Source organism: Pseudomonas marvdashtae (assembly GCF_014268655.2).
Taxonomy (GTDB): Bacteria; Pseudomonadota; Gammaproteobacteria; order Pseudomonadales; family Pseudomonadaceae; genus Aquipseudomonas; species Aquipseudomonas marvdashtae.
The window spans coordinates 4,185,052-4,209,121 of sequence record NZ_JABWQX020000001.1; the positions used below are offsets into that span (position 1 = coordinate 4,185,052).

Below are 24,070 nucleotides of genomic sequence, written 5' to 3' on the forward strand. Positions count from 1 at the left end.
GAACCTTATCGGTGCCCGCCAGTCCAACCGGCACCTTCGCAACTAATGGCGTCATGATGTTAAGAGCGTTTGCCTTGAGTCTTACCCTGTTGACCGGCCTGCTTCCTGGCTTCGCCCAAGCCACCGTGCTGCAACGTCCCATCAGCCTCGACACCGGTAGCGGTGAGCTTTTCGGCTCGATGCTGCTGCCCAAGTCCGACACGCCGGTGCCGGTTGTCCTGATCATTTCAGGGTCAGGTCCTACGGATCGTGACGGAAACAACCCCGAGGGCGGGCGCAACGACAGCCTCAAGCGACTGGCCTGGGTGTTGGCCAGGCACAACATCGCCAGCGTGCGCTACGACAAGCGCGGCGTGGCGGCCAGCCTCGCGGCCACGCCCGACGAACGCAACCTGAGCGTCGAAGCCTATGTCGCCGATGCCGTGGCCTGGAGCCACAAACTGGCCGCTGATCCTCGGCTGGGCCCGTTGATTCTGCTCGGTCACAGCGAAGGCGCGCTGATCGCCAGCCTCGCCGCGCCCCAGGCCAACGCGGCGGCTGTCATCTCGGTGTCCGGCAGCGCTCGTCCGATTGACCAAGTGCTGCGCCAACAGCTCGGCAGCCGCCTGCCACCGGCGCTGATGTTGCGCAGCAACGAATTGCTCGACAGCCTCAAGGCCGGCCGCCCCGACACTGACGTGCCGCCCCAACTGCATGTCATCTTCCGCCCCAGCGTGCAGCCGTACCTCATTTCCTTGTTCCGCCAGGACCCGGCCCACGCCTTCGCCGCGCTGAAGATGCCGGCATTGATTATCCAGGGCAGCAACGATATCCAGGTCAGCGTCGACGACGCCAAGCGGTTGAAGGCCGCCAAGCCCGATGCGCAGTTGGCGTTGATCGAGGGCATGAACCATGTGATGCGCATCGTGCCCAACGACGTAAAACGGCAACTGGCTTCCTACAAGGATCCCAACCTGCCCCTGGCCGCCGAGCTCGGCGCGCACATCCTGGACTTTATTGGCGCGTTGGCCGCCCGTTGAGCGGGATTAGTGGCCTATAGCCCTCCAGTCTTGGCAAAAACGGCCGATAAACCGGTGTCGGACAGCGCATTGGCTGCCGAGGAGCCGGCCTGGACAGGATTTTGCCGTTATGACTGAGACTGAAACTTCACCCGACGCCGTCGCCGAAACGGCCGCCCCGCCTGCGGCAGACCTGCCTTGGGCGGACGTGCATGCCGAGCATCACAAAATGCTCCGGCTGGCCCCGCTCAAGACCGATCGCGCCACCGGCGTGCGACCGCTGCGGTTTGTCGAATTCAGCTATGCCGAGCGCCATAGCAAGGAGCGCAGCTTGCTGCGCATGAGCGTCCAGCTGCCGGGCCAGCGGGTGCGCAAGGAACAGAACCATCTGGATGTCTGGGCCGACCACGTCGAAAAACGCCTGTACTTCTCTCCCGACAGTTTGCAAGTCGAGCCGTTGAACCGAGGTATTGGTCGCTTCCTCGCCGCCCAAGGCATTACCTGGGCAAAGAAGCGCTGGTCGGGCTACCGGGTCGACGGTAGCGATCTGAATAACAAGGACGCGCTGAACGAAGACACGCGTCTGCGCCGCGACCACTTCCTCAAGGCCCACGGTTTTGAAGTGGTCTACGCCGACGCCCAACACCTCAAGGGCAGCGTCAAGCCGGCCCAGGTCGGCGATCTGCTGGGTGACTGGAACACCGAGAAGCTGCAATTCGTCGAGATCCTCGAAGCCGCGCAAATGCTGCAACAAGCCGAGCAGAACCTGGCGGAACAGGAAGTCAAACTCAAGAAGCAGGAAGAAAAGGTCAACAAGTTCAAACGCGAAGACACCGGTCTACGCTTCACCATCACCTGCCTGGTGGCGTTTGCGATGTTCCAGGCCGGACTGCTGATCTGGATTGCGACGCGGCATTGAGCACCGTTGAAGGGAGCCGCATCTGATCCTGTGGCGAGGGAGCTTGCTCCCTCGCCACAAAGGCAGTCCGCCGTAGCCAGAATCAAACCCGCGAGACAAACAACGCCTGGTGCTGACGGCACTGTTCGGCGCTGAGCATGAACACGCCATGGCCACCGCGCTCGAAATCCAGCCAGGCGAAGTCGACTTCCGGGTACAGCGCTTCGACGTGCACCTGGCTGTTGCCCACTTCGACAATCAGCAATCCTTTGTCGGTCAGATGATCGGCCGCCTCGGCCAGCATCCGGCGAACCAGGTTCAAGCCGTCATCGCCGCAGGCCAGGCCCAGTTCAGGCTCATGCTGATACTCCTGGGGCATGTCGGCGAAATCCTCCGCATCGACATAGGGCGGGTTCGACACGATCAGATCGAAACGTTGCCCAGGCAATCCATCGAAGCCATCGCCCTGGACAGTAAACACTCGCTCATCGACACCGTGGCGCTCGATGTTCTGGTTGGCCACCTCCAGCGCTTCGAACGACAGGTCGGCCAGCACCACTTCGGCCTCGGGAAATTCATAAGCACACGCGATACCGATGCAGCCGGAACCGGTGCAGAGGTCGAGGATCCGTGCCGGCTCCTGTCCCAACCAGGGCTCGAAGCGTTTTTCAATCAGCTCGCCGATGGGTGAGCGTGGGATAAGCACGCGCTCGTCAACGATGAAAGACATACCGCAAAACCAGGCCTCACCCAGCAAGTAGGCAGTGGGGATGCGCTCGTCAATGCGTCGGCGCAGCAAGCGCTGGACGTGCACCAACTCTTCGTCTTCGAGGCGGCAATCCAGGTAGCTGTCGGCAATTTCCCAAGGCAGGTGCAGCGCGCCAAGGACCAACTGGCGAGCTTCATCCCAGGCGTTATCGGTGCCGTGGCCGAAAAACAGATCCTCCCCATGGAAACGGCTGACGGCCCAACGGATGTGGTCGCGCAGGGTACGAAGGCGGGAAGTGATCACGGCGGCAAACTCCAGGAAAATCGACGGGCGAGTCTAACAGCCAAACGCATGCCCACCCAAACACGCGCCAAGGACGAACGAAAAGTGCCGGCTTAGCTGTAAGAACCTTCCCTTTTTTGCACCTCCTATTGAACAAGATGCCGATCTTGACAAGGCTGTAGGCCAGCAACGGCGGCCCTTGCGATGGAAGCGATTCACAGAACCGCTCAGCCGGAGGACAATGTCGCAAAAGCCCCACCCGAAGGAGCCCCAGAATGTCCGTTCCAAAAACGATGTTTCAACTCAGCGGCCGTGGTTATGCGGCGGCCAACCTGAGTCAAGCGACCCTGATCATCATCGACGCCCAGAAAGAATACCTCGCCGGCCCCTTGGCCCTGAGCGGCATGGACGCGGCGGTCGCGAACATCAAGCAGTTGCTCGGCGCGGCCCGAGCCGCCGGTCGCCCGATCGTGCACGTGCGCCATCTCGGCACCCATGGCGGGCTGTTCGATCCGCAGGGCGAACGCGGCGAGTTCATTCCGGGCCTCGAACCCCAGGGCGACGAAACCGTGATCGAAAAATTGCTGCCCAGCGCATTCCACGGCACAGAGCTGAAGAAGCGCCTCGAAGACTTCGGCCCCCTGGACCTGATCGTCTGCGGCTTCATGAGCCATTCCAGCGTCAGCACCACCGTGCGCGCCGCCAAGAACCTGGGGTTCCGTTGCACCCTCGTCGAAGACGCCTGCACCACGCGCGACCTGCCGCACAAAGGCGGCGTGCTGAGCGCCGAACAGGTGCACCAGACCGAAATGGCAATCATGGCGGACAACTTCGCCACCTTGGCCCTGACCCGCGACTTCACCTGATGCCCTCGATGAGCGGCCCGTTCCGCCGCTCATCCGCAAAAGACTCTCATTTCCTTCAAATACCCTAGCCTCAGGAACAACCCGAACATCTTCCGGTCGAAGGGCCGATACCCATTGAGGAAGGTCGGAATGAAGATATCCGATGGTTTTGACGCACGTCGCTTGCGGCCCAAGGGCCCGAGCAACTGGCGATTTCGTTTCGGCGCGGCGATTGCCGCACTGCTGGCAACGCTCGGTGTCCTGCTGGCCATGGCCGGTGCCGCCAGCCTGCTCGGCCGCCCACCCGCACTGGGTGAATTGAATGCCACCCCGCTCGGCTCGGCGATGATCCTGGCGATCGGCTTGCTGGTATTGCTGTTGGGCGTCTGGCTTTGGCGCCGTTGCCGCCGTCGCGCCCGCCAATCCCTGGAGCTGGCCATGTCTCCGCACCTGATGAAAAAGCACGACTGACCCGCCATCCGACGTTTTCTTGCGCCTGATCCCGTAGGAGTTCGGTAAACTGGCCGGCCTTCGCGGAGGCTGACATGCAAGACGACGACTTTTCCCTGTTCAAAAGTGCCATCCAAGGCGTAAAACCGATCAAGCACGATCGCGCTGAAACCGGCAAACCCAAAGCCGATCGCGCGCAGATCGCCAAGTTGCGCCAAGCCGCCACCGTGCGTACCGATGCCACCACCGTGGACGGTTTGTCCGATCAGTTTGTGATCGATGTCGGCCCTGAAGATGAGCTGATGTGGGCTCGCGACGGCGTGCAGGAAAGCCAGATGCGCAAGCTCAAGGTCGGCCAGATCCCCTTCGAAGGCAGCCTCGACCTGCACGGCATGACCGTCGAAAAAGCCCGGGAAACCCTCTGGGCCTTCCTGGCCGAGGCCACCAAATTCGAAATCCGCTGCGTGCGCGTCACCCACGGCAAAGCCGTGCGACTGGACGGCAAGCGGCCGATGATCAAGAGTCACGTCAACACTTGGCTGCGCCAGCATTCGCAAGTGCTGGGCTTCACTTCCTGCCAGGCCAGACACGGCGGCGCCGGGGCGGTGTACGTGATGCTCAAGCGCACCATGATGGAAGGTCGCGACGAGTAGCCCTCGATTGCCGAGCTTGCAGCGCCGTGCCCGCCACCGTACCCTTGCCCTTTGCGTAAAATCCCCACAGGTAGTTTCATGTCTCTGGAACAGAATTACACCGCGATTCTCGGCCAATTGGGCGAGGACGTTTCCCGCGAGGGCCTGCTCGACACGCCCAAGCGCGCTGCCAAGGCCATGCAGTACCTTTGCCGCGGTTATGAACAGACCCTGGAAGAAGTCACCAACGGTGCCTTGTTCAGCTCCGACAACAGCGAGATGGTGCTGGTCAAGGACATCGAGTTGTACTCGCTGTGCGAGCATCACCTGCTCCCGTTTATCGGCAAGGCTCATGTCGCCTATATCCCGAGCGGCAAGGTCTTGGGCCTGTCGAAGGTTGCACGCATCGTCGACATGTACGCGCGTCGTTTGCAGATCCAGGAAAACCTCAGCCGCCAGATCGCCGATGCGGTCCAGCAAGTGACCGGCGCACTCGGCGTGGCGGTCGTCATCGAGGCCAAGCACATGTGCATGATGATGCGCGGTGTGGAAAAGCAGAACTCCTCGATGATCACTTCGGTGATGCTTGGCGAATTCCGCGAAAATGCGGCGACGCGCATGGAATTCCTCAGCCTCATCAAGTAATCCGTCGCTTAAAAAAACCGGCATTGATCGCCGGTTTTTTTTCGCCCGCGAAAAATCAGGTAAGCTGCGCGCCCTGTTCTTCCCGCGAGGCTTGTACCGTGATCGTCAAAGCGCTTCGAGTTGGCCTGGGCCAGCTCATCATCTTCCTCGATTTCATCACCCGGCCCGCCAAGAAACAGCGCACGGCCGACGCCCAGGCGCAAGTTGACCAGGCGGCCAGCGGCCTGACGCTGTATCAATTCCACGCCTGTCCTTTTTGCGTGAAGACCCGCCGCGCCCTGCGTCGCCTCAACGTGCCGGTGGCCTTGCGCGACGCGAAGAACAACGAGCAGGATCGCCAAACGCTGCTGGAGCAAGGCGGCAGGATCAAAGTTCCGTGCCTGCGAATTGAAGAAAACGGCGAGACCACTTGGTTGTATGAGTCGAAAGCGATCATCGATTATCTGGATAAGCGCTTTTCGGCGGCCTGAGGATTTTCAAGGCAGTGGATGGCCTTATCGCGCGCAAGCGTCGAAGCCGCCCGCCTGAAGACTTCACGCCGCTTCTGCGGCCAGCGCCTCACGCACCACGCCTGCCAAGCGCTTGAGTCCTTCATCCAGCCGTGCCGGATCGATGTGGCTGAAATTCAAGCGCAGATGCCCTGGGTGTTTGTCCGGGTCCGGAAAGAATGGCTCCCCCGGCATGAACGCGACGTCCGCGGCCAGCGCCGCGGCCAGCAGGGTGCGGGTGTCCAGCGGTTGCTTGAGGGTCAGCCAGAAAAACAGCCCGCCCTGAGGCACGTTCCAGTCCGCCAGGTCGGAAAAATGCCGTTGCAGCGCGGCTTGGAACCCGTCGCGACGCTCCCGGTAGAAATCCCTCAACTCGCTCAGATGGCGGCGGTACTGCTCGGTGCCGATCCATTGCAACGCCTGCCACTGGCCGATGCGGTTGGTGTGCAGATCCGCCGATTGCTTGAGCCGCAGCAGGTGCGGGAACAGGTCCGGGCTGGCAATCAAATAACCCACCCGCAGCCCCGGTAACAGGGTCTTCGACACGGTGCCGGTGTATATCCAACTGGCTTTTTTCAAGCGACTGACGATTGGCGTGGCACTGGCGCCGTCGAACGTCAGCTCACGGTAGGGTTCGTCCTCTACCAGGGTCACGCCGAACTCATCCAGCAACGCCGCCACCGCATCGCGCTTGGCCTCGCTGTAGCGCACCGCCGAAGGATTCTGGAAGGTCGGGATCAGGTAGATGAACGCTGGCCGATGCCGCTCCAGCCGAACTCGCAGCTGCTCCAGGTCCGGGCCATCCGCCTCCAGCGGCACGGTGATGCAGTCGGCGCCGAACAACTGGAAAATCTGCAGTGCCGCCAAGTACGTCGGTGCTTCGAGCATGACCTCGGTGCCGACGTCGATGTGCAACTTCGCCGCCAGGTCGAGGGTTTGCTGGGAACCGCTGACCACCAGTACCTGGCTTGCCGCACATGGCAGACCCAAGGATCGCGCCTGCGCTGCCAACGCTTCACGCAGGGCCGGCTCACCTTCGCTCATGCCGTATTGGCCCATGGATCGCGGCATCTCCTGCCATTCCACCTTCGGCAGCATGGCTTCGGCGGGCAGGCCACCGGCGAACGACATCACCTCCGGGCGCTGCGCCGCGGCGAGGATTTCTCGAATCAAAGAACTCTTGAGACGCGAGACACGTTCGGAAAATGCCATGGGGTCACCTGTAGCGAGGGTATAGATAGATGAGTCAAACTGGTTGACTGAAATTACTCCGCCTTCTCCGGAAACGTCAATATGCTTGACCTTAAAAACCCAACCTCTCAACAAATGGCCATGGAAGCTTTTTTCTTCGGCTACCAGGCGTTCACCGCCAAGGCCGATGAAATGCTCGAGCGTCGCGGGCTGAGCCGCGTGCATCAACGCATCGTTTTTTTCATCGCTCGTTATCCGTCCCTGAGCGTGAAGGAATTGCTGGCGCTGCTCGGCGTAAGTAAACAGGCGCTGAACATGCCGTTACGCCAGCTGATGGAAATGCATTTGGTCAACAGCGTTGCGTCCGAGACCGACAAGCGCAAGCGGCTGCTGGAGCTGACCGCCGAAGGCGAGCGGTTTGAGCAAGCGCTGCGGCGCGAGCAAGTGAAATTGCTCGAACGGGTGTTTGCTGAGGCAGGCGAAGCAGCTGTCGATGGCTGGTTGGCGGTGAATCTCGGATTAGGCAAGGCTGGCGACTGACGGCTTGCGCGTCCGATCCCAAGGCATCCTCATGGCGATATATCCCTATCGCCATAAATTTCGTCGACAAAACAGAAAACATTATTTGCTTTATTTGTATACAAAAGCATAATTCGCTTCGTGCGAGTTCCTGACCAAGCGGTCAACAACATCGCCAGCCTTACCTGCCTCAATGCCTCGCAGCCTTCCTCAGGGAACACGCGGTGCTGGAAATAACAATAAAACTCTTGAGGAGTACTCGCTGTGGAAAGCCGCAAACCCGAAGCCCAGACGCTGGATCTCTCGCCGCCATTACGCAGTGGCTGGCTGGAACGCCTCTTCAAACTCAGCTTGCATGGCACCACGGTGAAGACCGAGCTTATCGCTGGTGTGACGACCTTTATCACCATGGCCTACATCATCTTCGTCAACCCCAACATCATGGCCGACGCCGGTATCGATCACGGCGCCGCGTTCGTCGCCACCTGCATCGCCGCAGCCCTCGGCTGCCTGTTGATGGGCCTGTACGCCAACTGGCCGGTAGGCCTGGCACCCGGCATGGGCCTGAACGCTTTTTTTACCTACACCGTAGTCGGCACGATGGGCTACAACTGGGAAACCGCGCTGGGCGCAGTGTTTGTTTCCGGCGTGTTGTTCATGTTCCTGACCCTGTCGCGGGTCCGTGAGTGGTTGCTCAACAGCATCCCGGTCAGCCTCCGCTATGCGATGGGCGCGGGCGTCGGGCTGTTCCTTGGGCTGATCGGCCTGAAAACCGCCGGCATCGTCGTCGACAGCCCCGCCACGCTGATCAAGCTGGGCTCCCTGCACGAGCCCGGACCGCTGCTGGCCGCGGTGTGCTTTCTGATGATCGCTGTGCTCAGCTACCACCGCGTGTTCGGCGCGATCCTGATCAGCATCATTGCCGTGACCCTGGCCGGATGGGGCCTTGGGCTGGTGCACTACAACGGTGTGATGTCCACGCCGCCAAGCCTCGCACCGACCTGGATGGCGATGGATGTGGCCGGCGTGTTCAATGTCAGCATGATCAGCGTGGTGTTGGCCTTCCTCTTCGTCCACATGTTCGACACCGCCGGCACCTTGATGGGCGTGGCCCAGCGCGCCGGCCTGGTGAAGCCCGATGGCAAGATCGAAAACCTGTCCAAGGCGCTGAAGGCTGACAGCGCTTCCAGCGTATTTGGCGCCATGGTCGGTGTGCCACCCGTCACCAGTTATGTGGAAAGCGCCGCCGGTGTCGCCGCCGGTGGCCGCACCGGGCTTACCGCCGTGACAGTCGGCGTGTTATTTATTGCCGCCATGTTCTTCGCACCGTTGGCGGGAATGATCCCCGCCTACGCCACGGCCGGTGCCCTGATCTATGTCGCCATGCTGATGATGGGCGGCATGGCCCACATCGAATGGGACGAAGCGACTGACAGCATCCCGGCAATCGTTACAGCCATCATGATGCCGCTGACCTTTTCGGTCGCCGATGGCATTGCGCTGGGTTTCATCACCTACGTAGTGCTAAAGGCTGGCACCGGTAAATACAAGGAAATATCCGTCAGCTTGTGGGCGCTCTGCGCGATCTTTATCGCCAAGTTCATCTTCTTGTAGACGGTACACATCTTCATCCGCCTCACCCCATTGGTGGGGCTTTTGTGCATCAGGAGCAAAGCAATGAATCTGGAACCCTGGTTATTGTTCAGCGGCGCCGCGTTAGTGGTGATCCTTATCCCCGGCCCGCTGTCGCTGCTGATGATCAGTAACAGCCTCAACTACGGCCTGCGCCGCTCTTATCCAGCGTTTCTCGGCGGGGTCATGGCCTCGATCTGCCTGTTGAGCGCTTCGGCGCTGGGGCTCGGGGCGCTGCTGCTGGCCTCGGAGCAATTGTTCAGCGCCCTGAAGATCGTCGGCGCGCTGTACCTGTTTTACCTCGCCTGGCAGAGCTGGCAGCAATCGCGCCAGCCTGCCCAGGCTGCCGAGGTGCCGCAGGCGGCCGCCGTTCCGCGCTTTCGCGCCTTGTTCGGTCGAGCGTTCGTACTGGGCGCGAGCAACCCCAAGGACATCCTCTTCTTCGCCGCCTTCCTGCCACAGTTCCTCAGCGCGCAACAACCGTTCCTCCCGCAGTTGCTGGTCATGATCGCCACCTGGACCGTGCTGGATCTTTTATGCAAGTTGGCCTATGGCCTTGGCGCCCACGGCGCGGCGCGGTACCTGCGCACAGGCAAGGGCCAGAGCTGGTTCAACCGGGTCAGTGCGGGATTGTTCAGCGGGGCGGGGGCGGCTTCATTGTTGAGCCGCTAGACAGCAGGAGCTTCGCGAGCTTGCTCGCGAAGGCGCGCTCCCAGATAGCACTTTTCCACAGGTCAAAAAAAGCCCGCAGTGTGAGCGGGCTAAAAACCAAAGAAGCCATGCGCAATCGCTTCCAGGGCAAGGCAGCTGCTTGGGGGCTCAGCTGCCTCGATACGTTGAATAGGCGTAAGGCGAAATCAACAAGGGCACATGGTAATGCTCTTGCTCCTGGGAAATACCAAAGCGCAGCACCACCACATCCAGGAACGCCGGTTCGGACAGCTGGACGCCACGGGCACGATAGTAATCGCCGGCATGGAATTGAATCTGATAGACGCCGCTGCGGTAGTCATCCCCTTGCAACAGCGGTGTATCGCAACGGCCGTCGCTATTGGTCAATGCACTGGCAACCCAGTGCAATTGCGAACCTTCTACGCGGTACAGCTCGACCTTGATCGAGCTGCCCGGGCAGCCGTGTGCGGCATCCAAAACGTGTGTAGTCAGACGTCCCATTGATTGTGCGTGCCTAGCTGCTGAGCAGCCCGGCACGGCGCCTCCTGAGTCAGTTGAAAAGACAGGCTGCACCGTTTCGAAGCATGAAACGATGCAGCAGTGAGCGAATTAAGACACTTCAATCTCAAATTGTACACAATTAAAAACAGAAATCTGCGTGATGTGGCTGATGATGCGCGCGGCACCTCGATCCGTGCCCGATCCAGCGCACCCGCCGGCTGCCAGGGTATAAATTGACCAAGTGGGCAGATTTCTTGCAGTGTAGACAAACCGTCGCCTGCGGTAAAAAATGCCAAAAACGGGCTTACAAGTCGCTCGATAAGTTGTATACAATCACTCCATCGTCGTGACGCCAGCCAGATATTCAAGCCTGGGCGCCACCCACATGGTTCGAACAAGAAGGAAGACTGCAGTGAGCGCTGACTACCTACGCGACCTGATCGGTTACGGCAGTAACCCTCCCCATCCTCATTGGCCGGGCAATGCCCGCATCGCCCTGTCCTTCGTGCTCAACTACGAAGAAGGCGGCGAGCGCAACATCCTGCATGGCGACCGTGAGTCCGAAGCGTTCCTCTCGGAAATGGTGTCGGCGCAACCGCTGTTGGGCGAGCGCAACATGAGCATGGAGTCGCTATATGAGTATGGCAGCCGTGCCGGCGTCTGGCGCATCCTCAAGCTGTTCAAGGAATTCGACATTCCGCTGACCATATTCGCCGTCGCCATGGCGGCGCAGCGCCACCCCGACGTGATCCGCGCCATGGTCGCCGCCGGTCATGAAATCTGCAGCCACGGATATCGCTGGATCGACTACCAGTACATGGATGAAGCCCAGGAGCGCGAGCACATGCTCGAAGCGATCCGCATCCTCACCGAAATCACCGGCGAGCGCCCGCTGGGTTGGTACACCGGCCGCACCGGTCCCAACACCCGCCGGCTGGTGATGGAAGAAGGCGGTTTCCTCTATGACAGCGACACCTATGACGACGACCTGCCCTACTGGGAACCGAACAACCCCACCGGCAAGCCGCACCTGGTGATCCCGTACACCCTGGACACCAACGACATGCGCTTTACCCAAGTGCAGGGTTTCAACAAGGGCGACGACTTCTTTCAATACCTCAAGGACGCCTTCGACGTGTTGTATGCCGAAGGGGCCGAGGCACCGAAGATGCTCTCCATCGGCCTGCATTGCCGGCTGATAGGCCGTCCTGCGCGCCTGGCCTCCCTCAAGCGGTTTCTCGAATACGTCAAAGGCCATGAACACGTCTGGTTCAGCCGCCGTGTCGACATCGCGCGCCACTGGCAGCAAACCCATCCGTATCAGGGAGCGTCCAAATGACCGCTTTCCAGACTTTCAAGCCTTCCACCTTGAGCCGCGAAGCCTTCGTCAAAGCCTTCGCTGATATCTACGAACATTCGCCATGGGTCGCCGAAAAGGCTTTCGATCTGGGCCAGGATCCGTCGATCGACCAGATCGAAACCCTGCACCAGCGCATGAGCGACATCCTGTTGAGCGCCGATCACGCCAGCCAACTGGCGCTGATCAACGCTCACCCGGACCTGGCCGGCAAAGCCGCCGTCCAGGGCCAACTGACCGAAGCCAGCACGAACGAACAGGCTGGTGCCGGTATTCACCAATGCACGGCCGAAGAGTTCCAGCGCTTCACCGAGCTGAACGAGGCCTACAAAGCCAAGTTCAAGTTTCCCTTCATCATGGCGGTAAAAGGCAGCAACCGGCACCAGATCCTCGCCGCGTTCGAAACGCGCATCCATAACTCGACAGACGTCGAATTCAAATGCGCGCTGGCCGAGATCAACAAGATCGCGTTGTTCCGATTACTGACCCTTTAGCGAGCAGCACCTCAAGACCAGGTCCTGCAAGCATCCCCAGCCAACTTATCAAAGGCAGACAAGAAGAATGAAAGCTTACGCCGTACCGTTCGAGAAGTTCGTCAACCTGGCCGACGCCCGCCTGGGCACCAAAATCATTTCGGTCACCGATGACTGGTTCGCCGACGCCAACCGGCTGTTCCAGCCGACCCCGGCCGTGTGGAAGGAGGGCGTGTTCGATGACAACGGCAAATGGATGGACGGCTGGGAGTCGCGCCGCAAGCGCTTCGAAGGCTACGACAGCGCGGTGATTCGCCTCGGTGTACCCGGCTCGATCAAGGGCGTGGACATCGACACCTCATTCTTCACCGGCAACTACCCACCGTCGGCCTCCCTGGAAGCCTGCTTCCTGGCGCAAGGCGAGCCGGACGAAAACACCCAGTGGACCGAAGTGCTGTCGGCCGTCGAGTTGAAAGGCGACAGCCACCACTACCACGAAATCGGCAACGACCAGGCGTTCAGCCACCTGCGCTTCAACATTTACCCGGATGGCGGCGTAGCCCGGTTGCGGGTTTACGGCATTCCGTACCGCGACTGGTCCGCCGTGGGCGACAACGAACAGATCGACCTGGCCGCTGCCCTCAACGGTGGCCGCGCCCTGGCCTGCTCCGATGAACACTTCGGCCGCATGAGCAACATCCTCAACCCGGGCCGTGGCATCAACATGGGCGACGGCTGGGAAACCGCCCGTCGTCGCACCCCGGGCAACGACTGGGTGATCGTCGCCCTGGGCCACGCCGGCATCGTTGAAAAAGTCGTCGTCGACACGCTGCACTTCAAGGGCAACTACCCCGACAGTTGCTCGATCCAGGGCGCGTTCGTCAAAGGCGGCACCGACAGCCAGATCGAAACGCAGTCGTTGTTCTGGCGCGAACTGCTGCCGAGCCAGAAACTGGAAATGCATGCCGAACACGCCTTTGCCGAACAGATCAAGGCGCTTGGACCGATCACCCACATTCGCCTGAACGTGTTCCCGGATGGTGGCGTGAGTCGCCTGCGGGTGTTGGGCAAGGTCGCAAAATAAGATTGCGATGATCGTTCCCAAGCTCTGCGTGGGAATGCATACCGTGACGCTGCGCGTCACAGTGGACGCGGAGCGTCCATGGCGGCGTTCCCACGCAGAGCGTGGGAACGATCAAACTCAAAAGATTAAGAAGACCAGCATGCGCACACTCAAGATCGAACCGCTGACCAAAGAAGCCTTCGCCCCGTTCGGTGACGTGATCGAAACCGACGGCAGCGATCACTTCATGATCAACAACGGTTCGACCATGCGCTTCCATCGCCTGGCGACGGTTGAAACCGCTACGCCGGACGATCAGGCGATCATCAGCATTTTCCGCGCCGACGCGCAGGACATGCCGCTGACCGTGCGCATGCTGGAGCGTCATCCGCTGGGCAGCCAGGCCTTCATCCCGCTGCTCGGCAACCCCTTTCTGATCGTGGTCGCGCCACTTGGCGATGCACCTGTATCAGGCTTGGTCCGCGCCTTCGTCACCAACGGCAGGCAGGGCATCAATTACCATCGCGGCGTCTGGCACCACCCGGTGCTGACGATCGAAAAGCGGGATGACTTCCTGGTGGTTGATCGCAGTGGCACAGGCAATAACTGCGATGAGCATTTTTTCAAAGAGGATGAGTTATTGATCCTCGCCCCCCACCAATAAGAGAAGGTCCGATCACCCGAAACAAGGGTGACGGGCGAGAGGTAAAGACTGTGGAAGCACATATGCTGGAATGGCTGAACCTGAGCGTTCGCTGGGTTCATATGATCACTGGCGTGGCCTGGATCGGCGCGTCGTTCTACTTCGTCTGGCTGGAAAACAACCTCAATCGCGTCAACCCCAGGAGCGGCTTGGCTGGCGACCTGTGGGCCATCCACGGTGGCGGTATCTATCACCTGGAAAAATACAAGCTCGCGCCACCGTCCATGCCGGACAACCTGCACTGGTTCAAATGGGAAGCCTATTTCACCTGGATGTCGGGCATCGCCCTGCTGTGCGTGGTGTTCTATTGGAACCCGACCGTTTACCTGCTGGCTCCCGGCAGCAGCTTGAGTGGCGCCGAGGGCGTGGCCCTGGGCATCGGTTCTTTGTTCGTCGGCTGGTTCGTCTACTCCTTTCTTTGCGATTCCGCCCTGGGCAAGCGCCCTGCCCTGCTCGGCCTGATCCTGTTCGTGCTGTTGATCGCCGCGGCATATGGGTTCAGCAAGGTGTTCAGCGGTCGTGGTGCTTACCTGCACGTGGGCGCCGTCATCGGCACGATCATGGTCGGTAACGTGTTCCGCATCATCATGCCGGCACAACGGGCCTTGGTCGCGGCCATTGCCGAGAACCGCACCCCCGATCCAGCGCTGCCAGCCAAGGGTTTGTTGCGTTCGCGCCACAACAACTACTTCACCCTGCCGGTGCTGTTCATCATGATCAGCAACCACTTCCCGAGCACCTACGGCAGCCAATACAACTGGCTGATCCTGGCCGGGATCGCCGTGGCGGCGGTGTTGGTGCGGCACTACTTCAACACGCGGCATGACAGCAACCGATTTGCCTGGACGCTGCCAGTCGGCGCCCTGGCGATGATTTGCCTGGCTTATGTCACCGGTCCCAAGCCCATGCCCACCGCGCCGGAAGTGGCCAAGGCACCCGGCGTGATCGAGTACCAACCGTTGCCGGAAACGGCGGTGGGCGGTGGCGCCAAACCGGCGACGGCGGCGACCGCCCCGGCAGCGGCGCCCGCCCAGGCTTCCAACGCCCAGGGCCCTTCGTTCGACAAAGTCCATAGCGTGATCCAGGAGCGCTGCTCGGTCTGCCATTCGGCCAAACCCACCAGCCCGCTGTTCAGCGCAGCGCCGGGCGGGGTGATGTTCGACACGCCGCAGCAGATCCAGCAAGAGGCCGCGCGCATCCAGGCCCAGGCGGTGACCACCCAGATCATGCCGCTGGGCAACATCACGCAGATGACCCAGCAGGAACGCGATCTGATCGGCGCCTGGATCACCCAAGGCGCGCGCACCCACTAGTCCCGTTACACACGCAATACCGCAGACAGGCAGACCGGCACCCGACCGGTCGCCCGTCAGCGGCTGCCTGCGCCTCAACAATAAGAACAAGAGGAAAGCACCCATGCAGACGCCCGACCGTTACTCACAACTCGTCGCAAATGCGCCGTTGCCGCGTACTTGAGCCTCTACGGGCAAGTCCGTATCCTGCGCGGCCGTTCGAACCCGGACACCTCATAACAACAATCAGAACCTGAGCGACTCACCGACTTTCAGCCCTTGCCACAAACAAAAAGCTGACCGAACGGATGTTTTGTCCGTGGAAAAAGGCGCCACACCAGAGCGCTGACGACAAGAAACGCGGTACCACCTACCTTTGGGAGCAAACCGAATGAAACGTACGAGCACCAACCTGATACTCGCGGGATCGTTGTTGGCCGGGGGCCAGGCGATGGCAGGCGATCTCCTCCAGTGGCAAAACAACAGCCTGAGCTACCTCTATGGCAAGGATTTCCAGATCAACCCGCGCATCCAGCAAACCGTGACGTTCGAGCACGCCGATGCCTGGAAATACGGCGACAACTTCTTCTTCCTCGACCGGATCTTCTACAACGGCCAGGACGATAGCAATTCCGGCCCGAACACTTATTACGGCGAATTCAGCCCACGCCTGTCGTTCGGCAAGATCTTCGACCAGAAGCTCGCACTGGGCCCGGTCAAGGACGTCCTGCTGGCCATGACCTACGAGTTCGGCGAAGGCGACAACGAGTCGTACCTGATCGGCCCGGGTTTTGACCTGGCGATTCCCGGTTTCGATTACTTCCAACTGAATTTCTACAATCGCCAGACCGAAGGCCCGCGTGCCGGCGACAACGTCTGGCAGATCACCCCGGTCTGGGCCATTACCGTGCCCGTGGGTTCATCCGACATCCTGTTCGACGGGTTCATAGATTGGGTGGTGGACAATGACACCAACTCCAAGGGCACGTACCACGCCAACCTGCACATCGTCCCGCAGATCAAATATGACTTGGGCAAAGCCCTGAAGTTGGGCGCAAAACAGTTGTATGTGGGGGTGGAATATGACTACTGGAAGAACAAATACGCGATTGAAGACAGCGACGGGTTCAAGACCAACCAGAGCAATACCAGCTTCTTGCTGAAGTACCATTTCTGATCGAGATGAGCGCGCGCAGCAGGACCATTGTGGGCGTGAGCCGGCTCACGATCACGGTGGACCTGCTTGCAACCCCAGAAACCGACTCAACGCCTCACGTTGCGCCAACGCGTCCTGGCGCCCCAGTTCGATCAACTCGCCGCAATACCCCGCCTCGAACAGCAGATAACTCAGCACCCCGGCACCACTGGTCTTGGTCGCACCCGGTCCGCGCAAGAACACCCGCAGTGCACGGGGCAGTTCCTGGCGATGACGGGCAGCGATCTCGTCGATTGGCTGGCTCGGCGAAATTACCAGCACCTCCACCGGAGCTGCGCCGAGGGCGTGGGCCGGTACGTCGTCGGGTAGCATGTGACTGAACTGGTTCAGGCGCTCGAGCAGCTCGATGTCGCTTTCCAGGCTGTCGATGAACGTGCTGTTGAGCATATGGCCGCCGATCTGCGCGAGGCTCGGTTGCTGCCCGGTGTAGGTGCGCTCCATCGGAGTTAGCCCACCCGCGCCACGGGGGTTGCCGCTCACACCGATGACCAGCACTCGATTCGCCCCCAGGTGCAGGGCCGGGCTGATCGGCGCCGATTGGCGCACCGCGCCGTCGCCGAAATACTGTGGGCCGATCTTGACCGGCGCAAACAGCAAGGGGATCGCCGAGCTGGCCAGCAGGTGCTCAACCGTCAGCTGCGTGGGCACACCGATGCGCCGATGCCGCAGCCAGGCGCCAATGGTGCCGCGACCTTGATAGAACGTCACCGCCTGTCCGGATTCGTAGCCGAACGCGGTCACCGCCACTGCGCGCAATTGATGCTCGGCGATCGCCTGTTCGATACCCGACGCGTGGAACTGTGCCTGGAGCAGTTCGCGCAAGGGCGAACTGTCGATCAGCGCCACCGGCAGCTTGGCGCCCAGGCCGAGCAGGCTATGAATGAAAAAACGCGTCGCCTGGCCCATCACGCCACGCCAGTCGCTGCGCATGACCTGATGGCTGCGCACCGCCTGCCAGAAGGCCGTCAGGCGCTCAATGGCGCTCTTGAAGTCCATCGCCCCGCTCGCCAGGCTGACCGCGTTGATCGCACCGGCCGACGTGCCGACGATCACTGGGAAAGGATTTCGCGCCCCGTCCGGCAACAACTCGGCGATGGCCGCCAGTACGCCTACCTGATACGCCGCTCGAGCCCCGCCGCCGGAAAGAATCAAACCTGTTACCGGTTCAGCTGGGGTCATCGCAATACTCCGTCGTCAGTCAATTAAGGCTACACGCTCAACCGCGCTTTTCGTACAGCTTCGGCTCGCCCGGTGGACGGGTCTTGAACCGCCGGTGGGCCCAGAGGTATTGCTCGGGGCACTGGCTTACCGAACGCTCTACCCATTGGTTGATCCGCAGGCAATCGGCCTCTTCGGTCTCGCCCGGAAAATCTTCCAGCGGCGCCTGGATCACCAGCCGATAGCCGCTGCCATCGGCCAGGCGTTCCTGGACGAACGGCACGACCAGCGCCTTGCCCAAGCGGGCGAACTTGCTGGTTGCGGTCACTGTCGCCGCCTGGATACCGAACAGCGGCACGAACACACTTTGCTTGGCGCCGTAGTCCTGGTCCGGCGCATACCAGATCGCCCGGCCGGCGCGCAGCAACTTGAGCATGCCGCGCACATCATCGCGCTCCACCGCCAGGGAATCGAGGTTGTGGCGTTCACGGCCCCGGCGCTGGATGTAGTCGAACAGCGGGTTCTTGTGCTCACGATACATGCCATCGATGGTGTGCTGCTGCCCCAGCAACGCCGCGCCGATTTCCAGCGTGGTGAAATGCAGCGCCATCAGGATCACGCCCTTGCCGTCGCGCTGGGCCTGCTTGAGATGCTCGAGCCCTTCGACATGGGCGAGCTTCGCCAGGCGCGAACGTGACCACCACCAGCTCATGGCCATTTCGAAGAAGGCGATACCGGTGGAGGCAAAGTTTTCCTTGAGCAAGCGCTTGCGTTCGGCAGCGGACTTCTCGGGGAAACACAGCTCCAGGTTGCGACTGGCGATGCGCCGCCGGTCGCCGGCCACCCGGAACATCAGCGCGCCCAACGCACGGCCGACCCGCAGTAACAGCGGATAAGGCAACTGGACAATCAGCCACAACAATCCCAGGCCACACCACAGCAGCCAGAAACGCGGATGAAAAAACGCAGCTCGAAAACGCGGGCGATCCATTACAGCTTCCATCAAGACCTGGGCCGCGCATTCTACATTGTTCGACTCGGCTTGCGGCTCGCGGGCGATCTCGTTATAAGTCTCGGCACTTTTAGTGACAAGTCGTTGTACGCCGACCATGAGCCAAACCGAACCGCTAGACCAAGATCCCGTGTTCCAGCTGAAGGGCAGCATGCTCGCCATTACGGTGCTGGAACTGGCCCGTAACGACCTGGAAGGTCTTGACCGGCAGTTGGCGGCGAAAGTCGCCCAGGCCCCGAATTTTTTCAGCAACGCCCCGCTGGTGCTGGCGTTGGACAAACTGCCGGCCGGCGAAGGCTCGGTGGATTTGCCAGGCCTGATGCGCGTTTGCCGCCAGCATGGCCTGCGCACCCTGGCGATCCGCGCCAGCCGCATCGAAGACATCGCCGCCGCCATCGCCGTGGACATTCCGGTGCTGCCGCCCTCCGGTGCCCGCGAACGCGTGCTGGAGCTGAGCCCGGCCGAACCGAAAAAGCCGGAAAAACCGCCAGAGCCCACCGTCAAGCCCACTCGAATCATCACCTCACCGGTGCGCGGCGGACAGCAGATCTACGCCCAGGGTGGCGATCTGGTCATCGTGTCCTCGGTCAGCCCGGGCGCGGAACTTCTGGCCGATGGCAACATCCATGTATACGGCCCGATGCGCGGCCGAGCGCTGGCCGGTGTCAAGGGCGACACCAAGGCGAGGATTTTTTGTCAGCAGTTGAGCGCGGAACTGGTCTCCATCGCTGGGCATTACAAGGTTTCCGAGGATTTGCGGCGCGACCCGTTGTGGGGGGCCGGCGTCCAGATCAGCCTTTCGGGCGACGTGTTGAACATCATTCGGCTTTAACGGATACTGCCGCATTTTCCAAGCATCTCTAGAACGTAGCGAAAACGGCTTAAACGACGCAGGAAAAAGATCAGGCAGTGTTTACCGGAGGTAGACCCCGCCGCACATCCGATTCCAGCCAAGCCTGTCCAATTGCAGCAGTTTTCCAGAGATGTTTTTCAGGGGCTGACAAAGTCCTTTTTCCTTAGGGGTGAAACACCTTGGCCAAGATTCTCGTGGTTACATCCGGCAAGGGTGGTGTGGGTAAGACCACCACCAGCGCCGCTATCGGTACCGGCCTCGCCTTGCGCGGCCACAAAACAGTCATCGTCGACTTCGACGTCGGCCTGCGTAACCTCGACCTGATCATGGGTTGCGAGCGTCGCGTGGTCTATGACTTCGTCAACGTGGTCAACGGTGAAGCGAACCTGCAGCAGGCCCTGATCAAGGACAAGCGCCTTGAAAACCTCTACGTGCTGGCCGCCAGCCAGACCCGCGACAAAGACGCGCTGACCCAGGAAGGCGTGGAAAAAGTCCTGATGCAACTCAAGGAAGACTTCGAGTTCGTGGTCTGCGACTCCCCGGCCGGTATCGAGAAGGGTGCCCACCTGGCCATGTACTTCGCGGACGAAGCGATTGTCGTGACCAACCCGGAAGTGTCGTCGGTACGTGACTCCGACCGCATGCTGGGCCTGTTGGCGAGCAAATCCCGTCGTGCCGAGAAAGGCGAAGAGCCGATCAAGGAACACTTGCTGCTGACCCGCTACAATCCGCAACGCGTCAGCGACGGCGAAATGCTCGGCGTCGAAGACGTCAAGGAAATCCTCGCGGTGACCCTGCTGGGCGTGATTCCAGAATCCCAAGCCGTACTCAAGGCCTCGAACTCCGGCGTGCCGGTCATTCTTGACGACCAGAGCGACGCCGGCCAGGCGTATAGCGATGCGGTCGATCGTCTGCTGGGCAAAACCGTCGAACATCGATTCCTCGACGTCACGAAGAAAGGTTTCTTCGAGCGCCTGTTTGGAGGTAGGTAATGAACCTTTTTGACTTCTTTCGTGCCAACAAAAAGCCAAGTACCGCCTCGGTAGCGAAAGAGCGTCTACAGATCATCGTGGCGCACGAACGCGGCCAACGCAGCACCCCGGACTACCTGCCTGCGTTGCAGAAGGAACTGGTGGAAGTGATCCGCAAGTACGTCAATATCGGCAACGATGACGTGCATGTCGCGCTGGAAAGCCAGGGCAGCTGCTCGATCCTGGAACTCAATATCACCCTGCCGGATCGCTGATCGCACCGGCGGGAGCCACGGCGGCTCGGGCTCTTCTGCTCTTCCTTCGGGAATTGAGAAAGGCCCGAGCCGCCGTTGGCGTTTGTAACGAGACTGTTTAATGCCCCTGTCCAACATCCGCATCATCCACCAGGACGCCGCCGTGCTCGTGGTCGACAAGCCGACCCTGCTGCTCTCCGTGCCTGGCCGGGCGGACGACAACAAAGACTGCCTGATCACCCGCCTGCAGGAAAACGGCTATCCGGAAGCACGAATCGTGCACCGGCTGGACTGGGAAACGTCCGGCATCATCCTGTTGGCCCGCGACCCGGATACGCATCGCGAACTGTCTCGGCAGTTTCATGACCGTGAAACCGAAAAAGCCTACACGGCATTGTGCTGGGGCCAACCGGAGCTGGACAGCGGCAGCATCGACCTGCCCTTGCGCTACGACCCGCCGACCAAACCTCGTCACGTGGTGGACCATGAGCAAGGCAAACACGCCCTGACGTTCTGGCGCGTGCTGGAACGCTGCGACGACTGGTGTCGGGTCGAGCTGACGCCGATCACCGGGCGCTCCCACCAGCTGCGGGTGCACATGCTTTCCATTGGCCATCCGTTGCTAGGTGACGGACTCTACGCCCACCCGCAGGCCTTGGCCGCCTGGCCACGCTTGTGTCTGCACGCCAGCATGCTCAGCTTCACCCACCCGCAAAGCGGCGAGCGCCTGCGCTTCGAGTGCCCGGCGCCTTTCTAGACGTTGGTGTTTACATAAGTCGGGCCATGTAGTCCCCGGCTTACAGGCTTCGGCGACCGTCCTGTTTGTAAAAAAATATTCACATTAAACGAAATGTGTCTAAGATAATCGCCTTTCGCCAAGGCAGGACGCCCGTGCCAGACACCTCGCCGCTCCATCGGGACTATCCCTACACCTTCCGTTTCTTGAACACCGATCTGCATTTGCGGGACGAACCTTGTCATCACACTGAGCACGCGCTGCGACAGTTGATCGTCAATCGCCGCAAGCGCACGGTGACGCGCGCGACAGCCATTATTCCCGGTAGCAAACAGTCACTGTTCGCCAAGGTCCAGCGTCTGGACAGCTTTCAAAGCAAAGTCCGCGTGACCTTCTGCACGCCCAGACGCAACGGGCGCTTCGATTGGCCATTGGAAGAACTGCAGAACACGCTGCAGGCCCAGCATCGAGGCGTTCAGATGCCGGCGCTCCAGGGGTTCGGCTACACCCGTGGCGGATTAGGCCTGGCCCAGGATTATTTCCTTATCACCCAGTTGCTGGAGGGTTACACCGACGGCGCGAAATGGTTGGCGGAGCATCCCGGGCAAATCGAAACATTCATCCGAAAAGCGTTCGATCTGTTGGATTCCCTCACCCGTAGAAACATCAGCCACATGGATTTCTGGGCGGGCAATCTCATGCAACCTGCTGATGTGCAATGCCCGCTCATGGCGATCGATTTCGAGAACTGTTTCTCCCGGCCAACGCTGTATCCCAGCGAAACACTCGGCTTTCAGCTCGGCTTCTTCTATCACCGGGAGATTTACCGGTTCATCACCGAAGCTCGGTACGACATGCTGGTGGAGGACTACCTCAAACAGAAACCGCCAGTATCGATGGCGGATTTCGACAAGGTTTACCAAGTCAGCAAGCACACCCACCTGGGTCGCAAGGAACGCCGCGAGGTGTTTTTGCAAGGCCGGGTGATGTTCGGCTGACCCGCCTGGGTCGCGGCATTGGCCCTGCAATGTCGCGACCCGATGGGGTAAACTCCCGCCCATTGCTGTCTGGAGTTATTTATGCGCGCAGAGTTGAACCAGGGCCTCATCGACTTCCTCAAGGCCTCCCCCACCCCGTTCCACGCCACCGCCAGCCTTGTCCAGCGCCTGGAGGCGGCGGGTTACCAGCGTCTTGACGAACGCGAAACCTGGGCCACCGAGGCCAACGGTCGTTATTACGTCACGCGCAACGACTCCTCGATCATCGCCTTCAAGCTCGGCCGCAACTCACCGCTGCACGACGGCATCCGCCTGGTCGGCGCCCATACCGACAGCCCTTGCCTGCGGGTCAAGCCGCAGCCGGAACTGCAACGCCACGGGTTCTGGCAGCTGGGCGTGGAAGTCTACGGCGGCGCGCTGCTGGCGCCATGGTTCGACCGTGACCTGTCCTTGGCCGGTCGCGTGACCTTCCGCCGCGATGGCAAGGTCGAAAGCCAGTTGATCGACTTCAAGGCGCCGATCGCCACGATCCCGAACCTGGCCATTCATCTCAATCGCGAAGCCAACCAGGGCTGGGCCATCAACCCACAGAACGAGCTGCCGCCGATCCTCGCCCAGTTCGCCGGCGACGAACGCGTTGATTTTCGCGCCGTGCTCACCGACCAACTCGCCCGCGAACACGGCCTGAACGCCGACGTGGTGCTCGATTACGAGTTGAGTTTCTACGACACCCAAAGCGCCGCGGTCATCGGCCTGCACGGCGATTTCATTGCCGGCGCGCGCCTGGACAACCTGCTGTCGTGCTACGCCGGCCTGCAAGCCTTGCTGAACGCGGACACCGAAGAAACCTGCGTGCTGGTGTGCAACGATCACGAGGAGGTCGGCTCATGCTCGGCCTGTGGCGCCGACGGGCCGATGCTGGAACAGACCTTGCGGCGCCTGCTGCCCGAAGGTGAAGAGTTCGTCCGGACCATTCAGAAATCCCTGCTGGTTTCGGCGGACAACGCCCACGGCGTGCACCCCAACTATGCCGACAAGCACGACGCCAACCACGGCCCCAAGCTCAACGCCGGCCCAGTGATCAAGGTCAACAGCAACCAGCGCTACGCCACCAACAGCGAAACCGCCGGGTTCTTCCGTCATTTGTGCATGGCCGAAGAAGTGCCGGTGCAGAGCTTCGTGGTGCGCAGCGACATGGGCTGCGGCTCGACCATCGGCCCAATCACCGCCAGCCAACTGGGCGTACGCACCGTGGACATCGGCCTGCCGACGTTCGCCATGCATTCGATCCGCGAGCTGTGTGGCAGCCATGACCTGGCGCATCTGGTGAAGGTGTTGAGCGCGTTCTACGCGAGTCGCGAATTGCCGTAAGCCTTTGTGGCGAGGGAGCTTGCTCCCGCTGGGTGGCGCAGCCGCCCCAAAATTTGCAACTGAATGCAGATAGGCCAGTGCTGCGCACTGGAGCGGGAGCAAGCTCCCTCGCCACAAGAGCGTCCGCTTCGAAATGTGCGGATGCTAATGA

Annotated in this window: 27 protein-coding genes; 22 read left to right on the plus strand and 5 right to left on the minus strand. The window is 60.9% G+C overall.

Annotated elements, in window-relative coordinates; all coding sequences use genetic code 11:
- Positions 1 to 53 precede the first annotated feature (53 nt).
- Together HU742_RS18920 and HU742_RS18925 are read left to right on the plus strand one after the other, a co-directional pair.
- A complete protein-coding gene (locus tag HU742_RS18920; RefSeq protein WP_186637414.1) occupies positions 54 to 1,019 on the plus strand; it encodes an alpha/beta hydrolase in 966 nt (321 codons plus the stop codon).
- A gap of 109 nt (positions 1,020 to 1,128) precedes the next feature.
- Positions 1,129 to 1,917 (plus strand): hypothetical protein, encoded by a 789-nt coding sequence (locus tag HU742_RS18925; protein ID WP_186637301.1) that lies wholly within the window; start codon positions 1,129 to 1,131, stop codon positions 1,915 to 1,917.
- A gap of 82 nt (positions 1,918 to 1,999) precedes the next feature.
- On the opposite strand, the gene prmB is transcribed toward HU742_RS18925, so the two are convergent.
- Positions 2,000 to 2,908: a 50S ribosomal protein L3 N(5)-glutamine methyltransferase gene (gene prmB, locus HU742_RS18930; RefSeq protein WP_186637303.1), complete on the minus strand. Its 909-nt coding sequence runs from the start codon at positions 2,906 to 2,908 to the stop codon at positions 2,000 to 2,002.
- A gap of 254 nt (positions 2,909 to 3,162) precedes the next feature.
- On the opposite strand from prmB, the gene HU742_RS18935 reads away from it, so the two are divergent.
- From HU742_RS18935 to HU742_RS18955, 5 genes are all read left to right on the plus strand, one after another.
- Positions 3,163 to 3,753, plus strand: a complete 591-nt coding sequence (locus HU742_RS18935) for a cysteine hydrolase family protein (protein WP_186610365.1) — start codon at positions 3,163 to 3,165, stop codon at positions 3,751 to 3,753.
- Positions 3,754 to 3,882: 129 nt separating this feature from the next.
- Positions 3,883 to 4,203: a hypothetical protein gene (locus HU742_RS18940; RefSeq protein WP_186610364.1), complete on the plus strand. Its 321-nt coding sequence runs from the start codon at positions 3,883 to 3,885 to the stop codon at positions 4,201 to 4,203.
- Between the two features lie 74 nt (positions 4,204 to 4,277).
- Positions 4,278 to 4,835, plus strand: coding sequence for a Smr/MutS family protein (locus HU742_RS18945; RefSeq protein WP_122839286.1), 558 nt, complete (start codon positions 4,278 to 4,280; stop codon positions 4,833 to 4,835).
- 78 nt (positions 4,836 to 4,913) lie between these two features.
- Entirely contained in the window at positions 4,914 to 5,459 is a 546-nt protein-coding gene (gene folE, locus HU742_RS18950) for a GTP cyclohydrolase I FolE (RefSeq protein WP_030142335.1), read from the plus strand.
- 98 nt (positions 5,460 to 5,557) lie between these two features.
- A complete protein-coding gene (locus HU742_RS18955) occupies positions 5,558 to 5,929 on the plus strand; it encodes a glutathione S-transferase N-terminal domain-containing protein (protein ID WP_186637306.1) in 372 nt (123 codons plus the stop codon).
- Between the two features lie 63 nt (positions 5,930 to 5,992).
- On the opposite strand, the gene HU742_RS18960 is transcribed toward HU742_RS18955, so the two are convergent.
- Entirely contained in the window at positions 5,993 to 7,159 is a 1,167-nt protein-coding gene (locus tag HU742_RS18960) for an aminotransferase-like domain-containing protein (protein WP_186642981.1), read from the minus strand.
- An 81-nt stretch (positions 7,160 to 7,240) separates the two neighbouring features.
- On the opposite strand from HU742_RS18960, the gene HU742_RS18965 reads away from it, so the two are divergent.
- From HU742_RS18965 to HU742_RS18975, 3 genes are all read left to right on the plus strand, one after another.
- Positions 7,241 to 7,678, plus strand: coding sequence for a MarR family winged helix-turn-helix transcriptional regulator (locus HU742_RS18965; RefSeq protein WP_186637318.1), 438 nt, complete (start codon positions 7,241 to 7,243; stop codon positions 7,676 to 7,678).
- A 243-nt stretch (positions 7,679 to 7,921) separates the two neighbouring features.
- A complete protein-coding gene (locus HU742_RS18970) occupies positions 7,922 to 9,271 on the plus strand; it encodes a solute carrier family 23 protein (RefSeq protein WP_186637321.1) in 1,350 nt (449 codons plus the stop codon).
- Positions 9,272 to 9,334: 63 nt separating this feature from the next.
- On the plus strand, positions 9,335 to 9,961 hold the full coding sequence (locus HU742_RS18975; RefSeq protein WP_186642980.1) for a LysE family translocator: 627 nt from the start codon (positions 9,335 to 9,337) through the stop codon (positions 9,959 to 9,961).
- Positions 9,962 to 10,108: 147 nt separating this feature from the next.
- Here HU742_RS18975 and uraH read toward each other — a convergent pair whose 3' ends face one another.
- The gene (gene uraH / locus HU742_RS18980) at positions 10,109 to 10,462 is read right to left on the minus strand and encodes a hydroxyisourate hydrolase (protein WP_186637332.1); all 354 of its coding nucleotides are present in this window, start codon (positions 10,460 to 10,462) and stop codon (positions 10,109 to 10,111) included.
- Positions 10,463 to 10,874: 412 nt separating this feature from the next.
- Between uraH and puuE the strand changes: the two genes are divergently transcribed.
- From puuE to HU742_RS19010, 6 genes are all read left to right on the plus strand, one after another.
- Positions 10,875 to 11,801 (plus strand): allantoinase PuuE, encoded by a 927-nt coding sequence (gene puuE, locus HU742_RS18985; protein WP_186642979.1) that lies wholly within the window; start codon positions 10,875 to 10,877, stop codon positions 11,799 to 11,801.
- Positions 11,798 to 12,313, plus strand: a complete 516-nt coding sequence (uraD, locus tag HU742_RS18990) for a 2-oxo-4-hydroxy-4-carboxy-5-ureidoimidazoline decarboxylase (RefSeq protein WP_186637338.1) — start codon at positions 11,798 to 11,800, stop codon at positions 12,311 to 12,313. Before puuE ends, uraD begins: the two co-directional genes overlap by 4 nt.
- Before the next feature lie 67 nt (positions 12,314 to 12,380).
- Positions 12,381 to 13,376: an allantoicase gene (alc, locus tag HU742_RS18995; protein WP_186637341.1), complete on the plus strand. Its 996-nt coding sequence runs from the start codon at positions 12,381 to 12,383 to the stop codon at positions 13,374 to 13,376.
- A 139-nt stretch (positions 13,377 to 13,515) separates the two neighbouring features.
- On the plus strand, positions 13,516 to 14,019 hold the full coding sequence (locus tag HU742_RS19000) for an ureidoglycolate lyase (RefSeq protein WP_186637417.1): 504 nt from the start codon (positions 13,516 to 13,518) through the stop codon (positions 14,017 to 14,019).
- Between the two features lie 50 nt (positions 14,020 to 14,069).
- Positions 14,070 to 15,371 (plus strand): urate hydroxylase PuuD, encoded by a 1,302-nt coding sequence (locus tag HU742_RS19005; RefSeq protein ID WP_186637344.1) that lies wholly within the window; start codon positions 14,070 to 14,072, stop codon positions 15,369 to 15,371.
- A 370-nt stretch (positions 15,372 to 15,741) separates the two neighbouring features.
- The gene (locus HU742_RS19010) at positions 15,742 to 16,527 is read left to right on the plus strand and encodes an outer membrane protein OmpK (protein ID WP_186610352.1); all 786 of its coding nucleotides are present in this window, start codon (positions 15,742 to 15,744) and stop codon (positions 16,525 to 16,527) included.
- Between the two features lie 51 nt (positions 16,528 to 16,578).
- Here the strand turns inward: HU742_RS19010 and HU742_RS19015 are convergent, their stop codons facing one another.
- Both HU742_RS19015 and HU742_RS19020 read right to left on the minus strand, forming a co-directional pair.
- Positions 16,579 to 17,745 carry a patatin-like phospholipase family protein gene (locus HU742_RS19015; protein ID WP_186642978.1) on the minus strand — a complete coding sequence of 389 codons (1,167 nt, stop codon included), beginning with the start codon at positions 17,743 to 17,745 and terminating at the stop codon, positions 16,579 to 16,581.
- Positions 17,746 to 17,782: 37 nt separating this feature from the next.
- Complete coding sequence (locus HU742_RS19020; RefSeq protein WP_186637348.1) at positions 17,783 to 18,715, minus strand: lipid A biosynthesis lauroyl acyltransferase; 933 nt, start codon at positions 18,713 to 18,715, stop codon at positions 17,783 to 17,785.
- A gap of 118 nt (positions 18,716 to 18,833) precedes the next feature.
- Between HU742_RS19020 and minC the strand changes: the two genes are divergently transcribed.
- From minC to HU742_RS19050, 6 genes are all read left to right on the plus strand, one after another.
- Positions 18,834 to 19,568: a septum site-determining protein MinC gene (gene minC / locus HU742_RS19025; protein WP_186642977.1), complete on the plus strand. Its 735-nt coding sequence runs from the start codon at positions 18,834 to 18,836 to the stop codon at positions 19,566 to 19,568.
- A 200-nt stretch (positions 19,569 to 19,768) separates the two neighbouring features.
- On the plus strand, positions 19,769 to 20,581 hold the full coding sequence (minD, locus tag HU742_RS19030; RefSeq protein ID WP_003179114.1) for a septum site-determining protein MinD: 813 nt from the start codon (positions 19,769 to 19,771) through the stop codon (positions 20,579 to 20,581).
- Positions 20,581 to 20,835, plus strand: a complete 255-nt coding sequence (minE, locus tag HU742_RS19035; protein ID WP_039594520.1) for a cell division topological specificity factor MinE — start codon at positions 20,581 to 20,583, stop codon at positions 20,833 to 20,835. The genes minD and minE overlap by 1 nt, the downstream gene beginning before the upstream one ends.
- A gap of 100 nt (positions 20,836 to 20,935) precedes the next feature.
- The gene (locus tag HU742_RS19040) at positions 20,936 to 21,571 is read left to right on the plus strand and encodes an RluA family pseudouridine synthase (protein ID WP_186610348.1); all 636 of its coding nucleotides are present in this window, start codon (positions 20,936 to 20,938) and stop codon (positions 21,569 to 21,571) included.
- 134 nt (positions 21,572 to 21,705) lie between these two features.
- Positions 21,706 to 22,548: a hypothetical protein gene (locus HU742_RS19045; protein WP_186637354.1), complete on the plus strand. Its 843-nt coding sequence runs from the start codon at positions 21,706 to 21,708 to the stop codon at positions 22,546 to 22,548.
- A gap of 81 nt (positions 22,549 to 22,629) precedes the next feature.
- Positions 22,630 to 23,919 carry a M18 family aminopeptidase gene (locus tag HU742_RS19050; RefSeq protein WP_186642976.1) on the plus strand — a complete coding sequence of 430 codons (1,290 nt, stop codon included), beginning with the start codon at positions 22,630 to 22,632 and terminating at the stop codon, positions 23,917 to 23,919.
- Positions 23,920 to 24,070 lie beyond the last annotated feature (151 nt).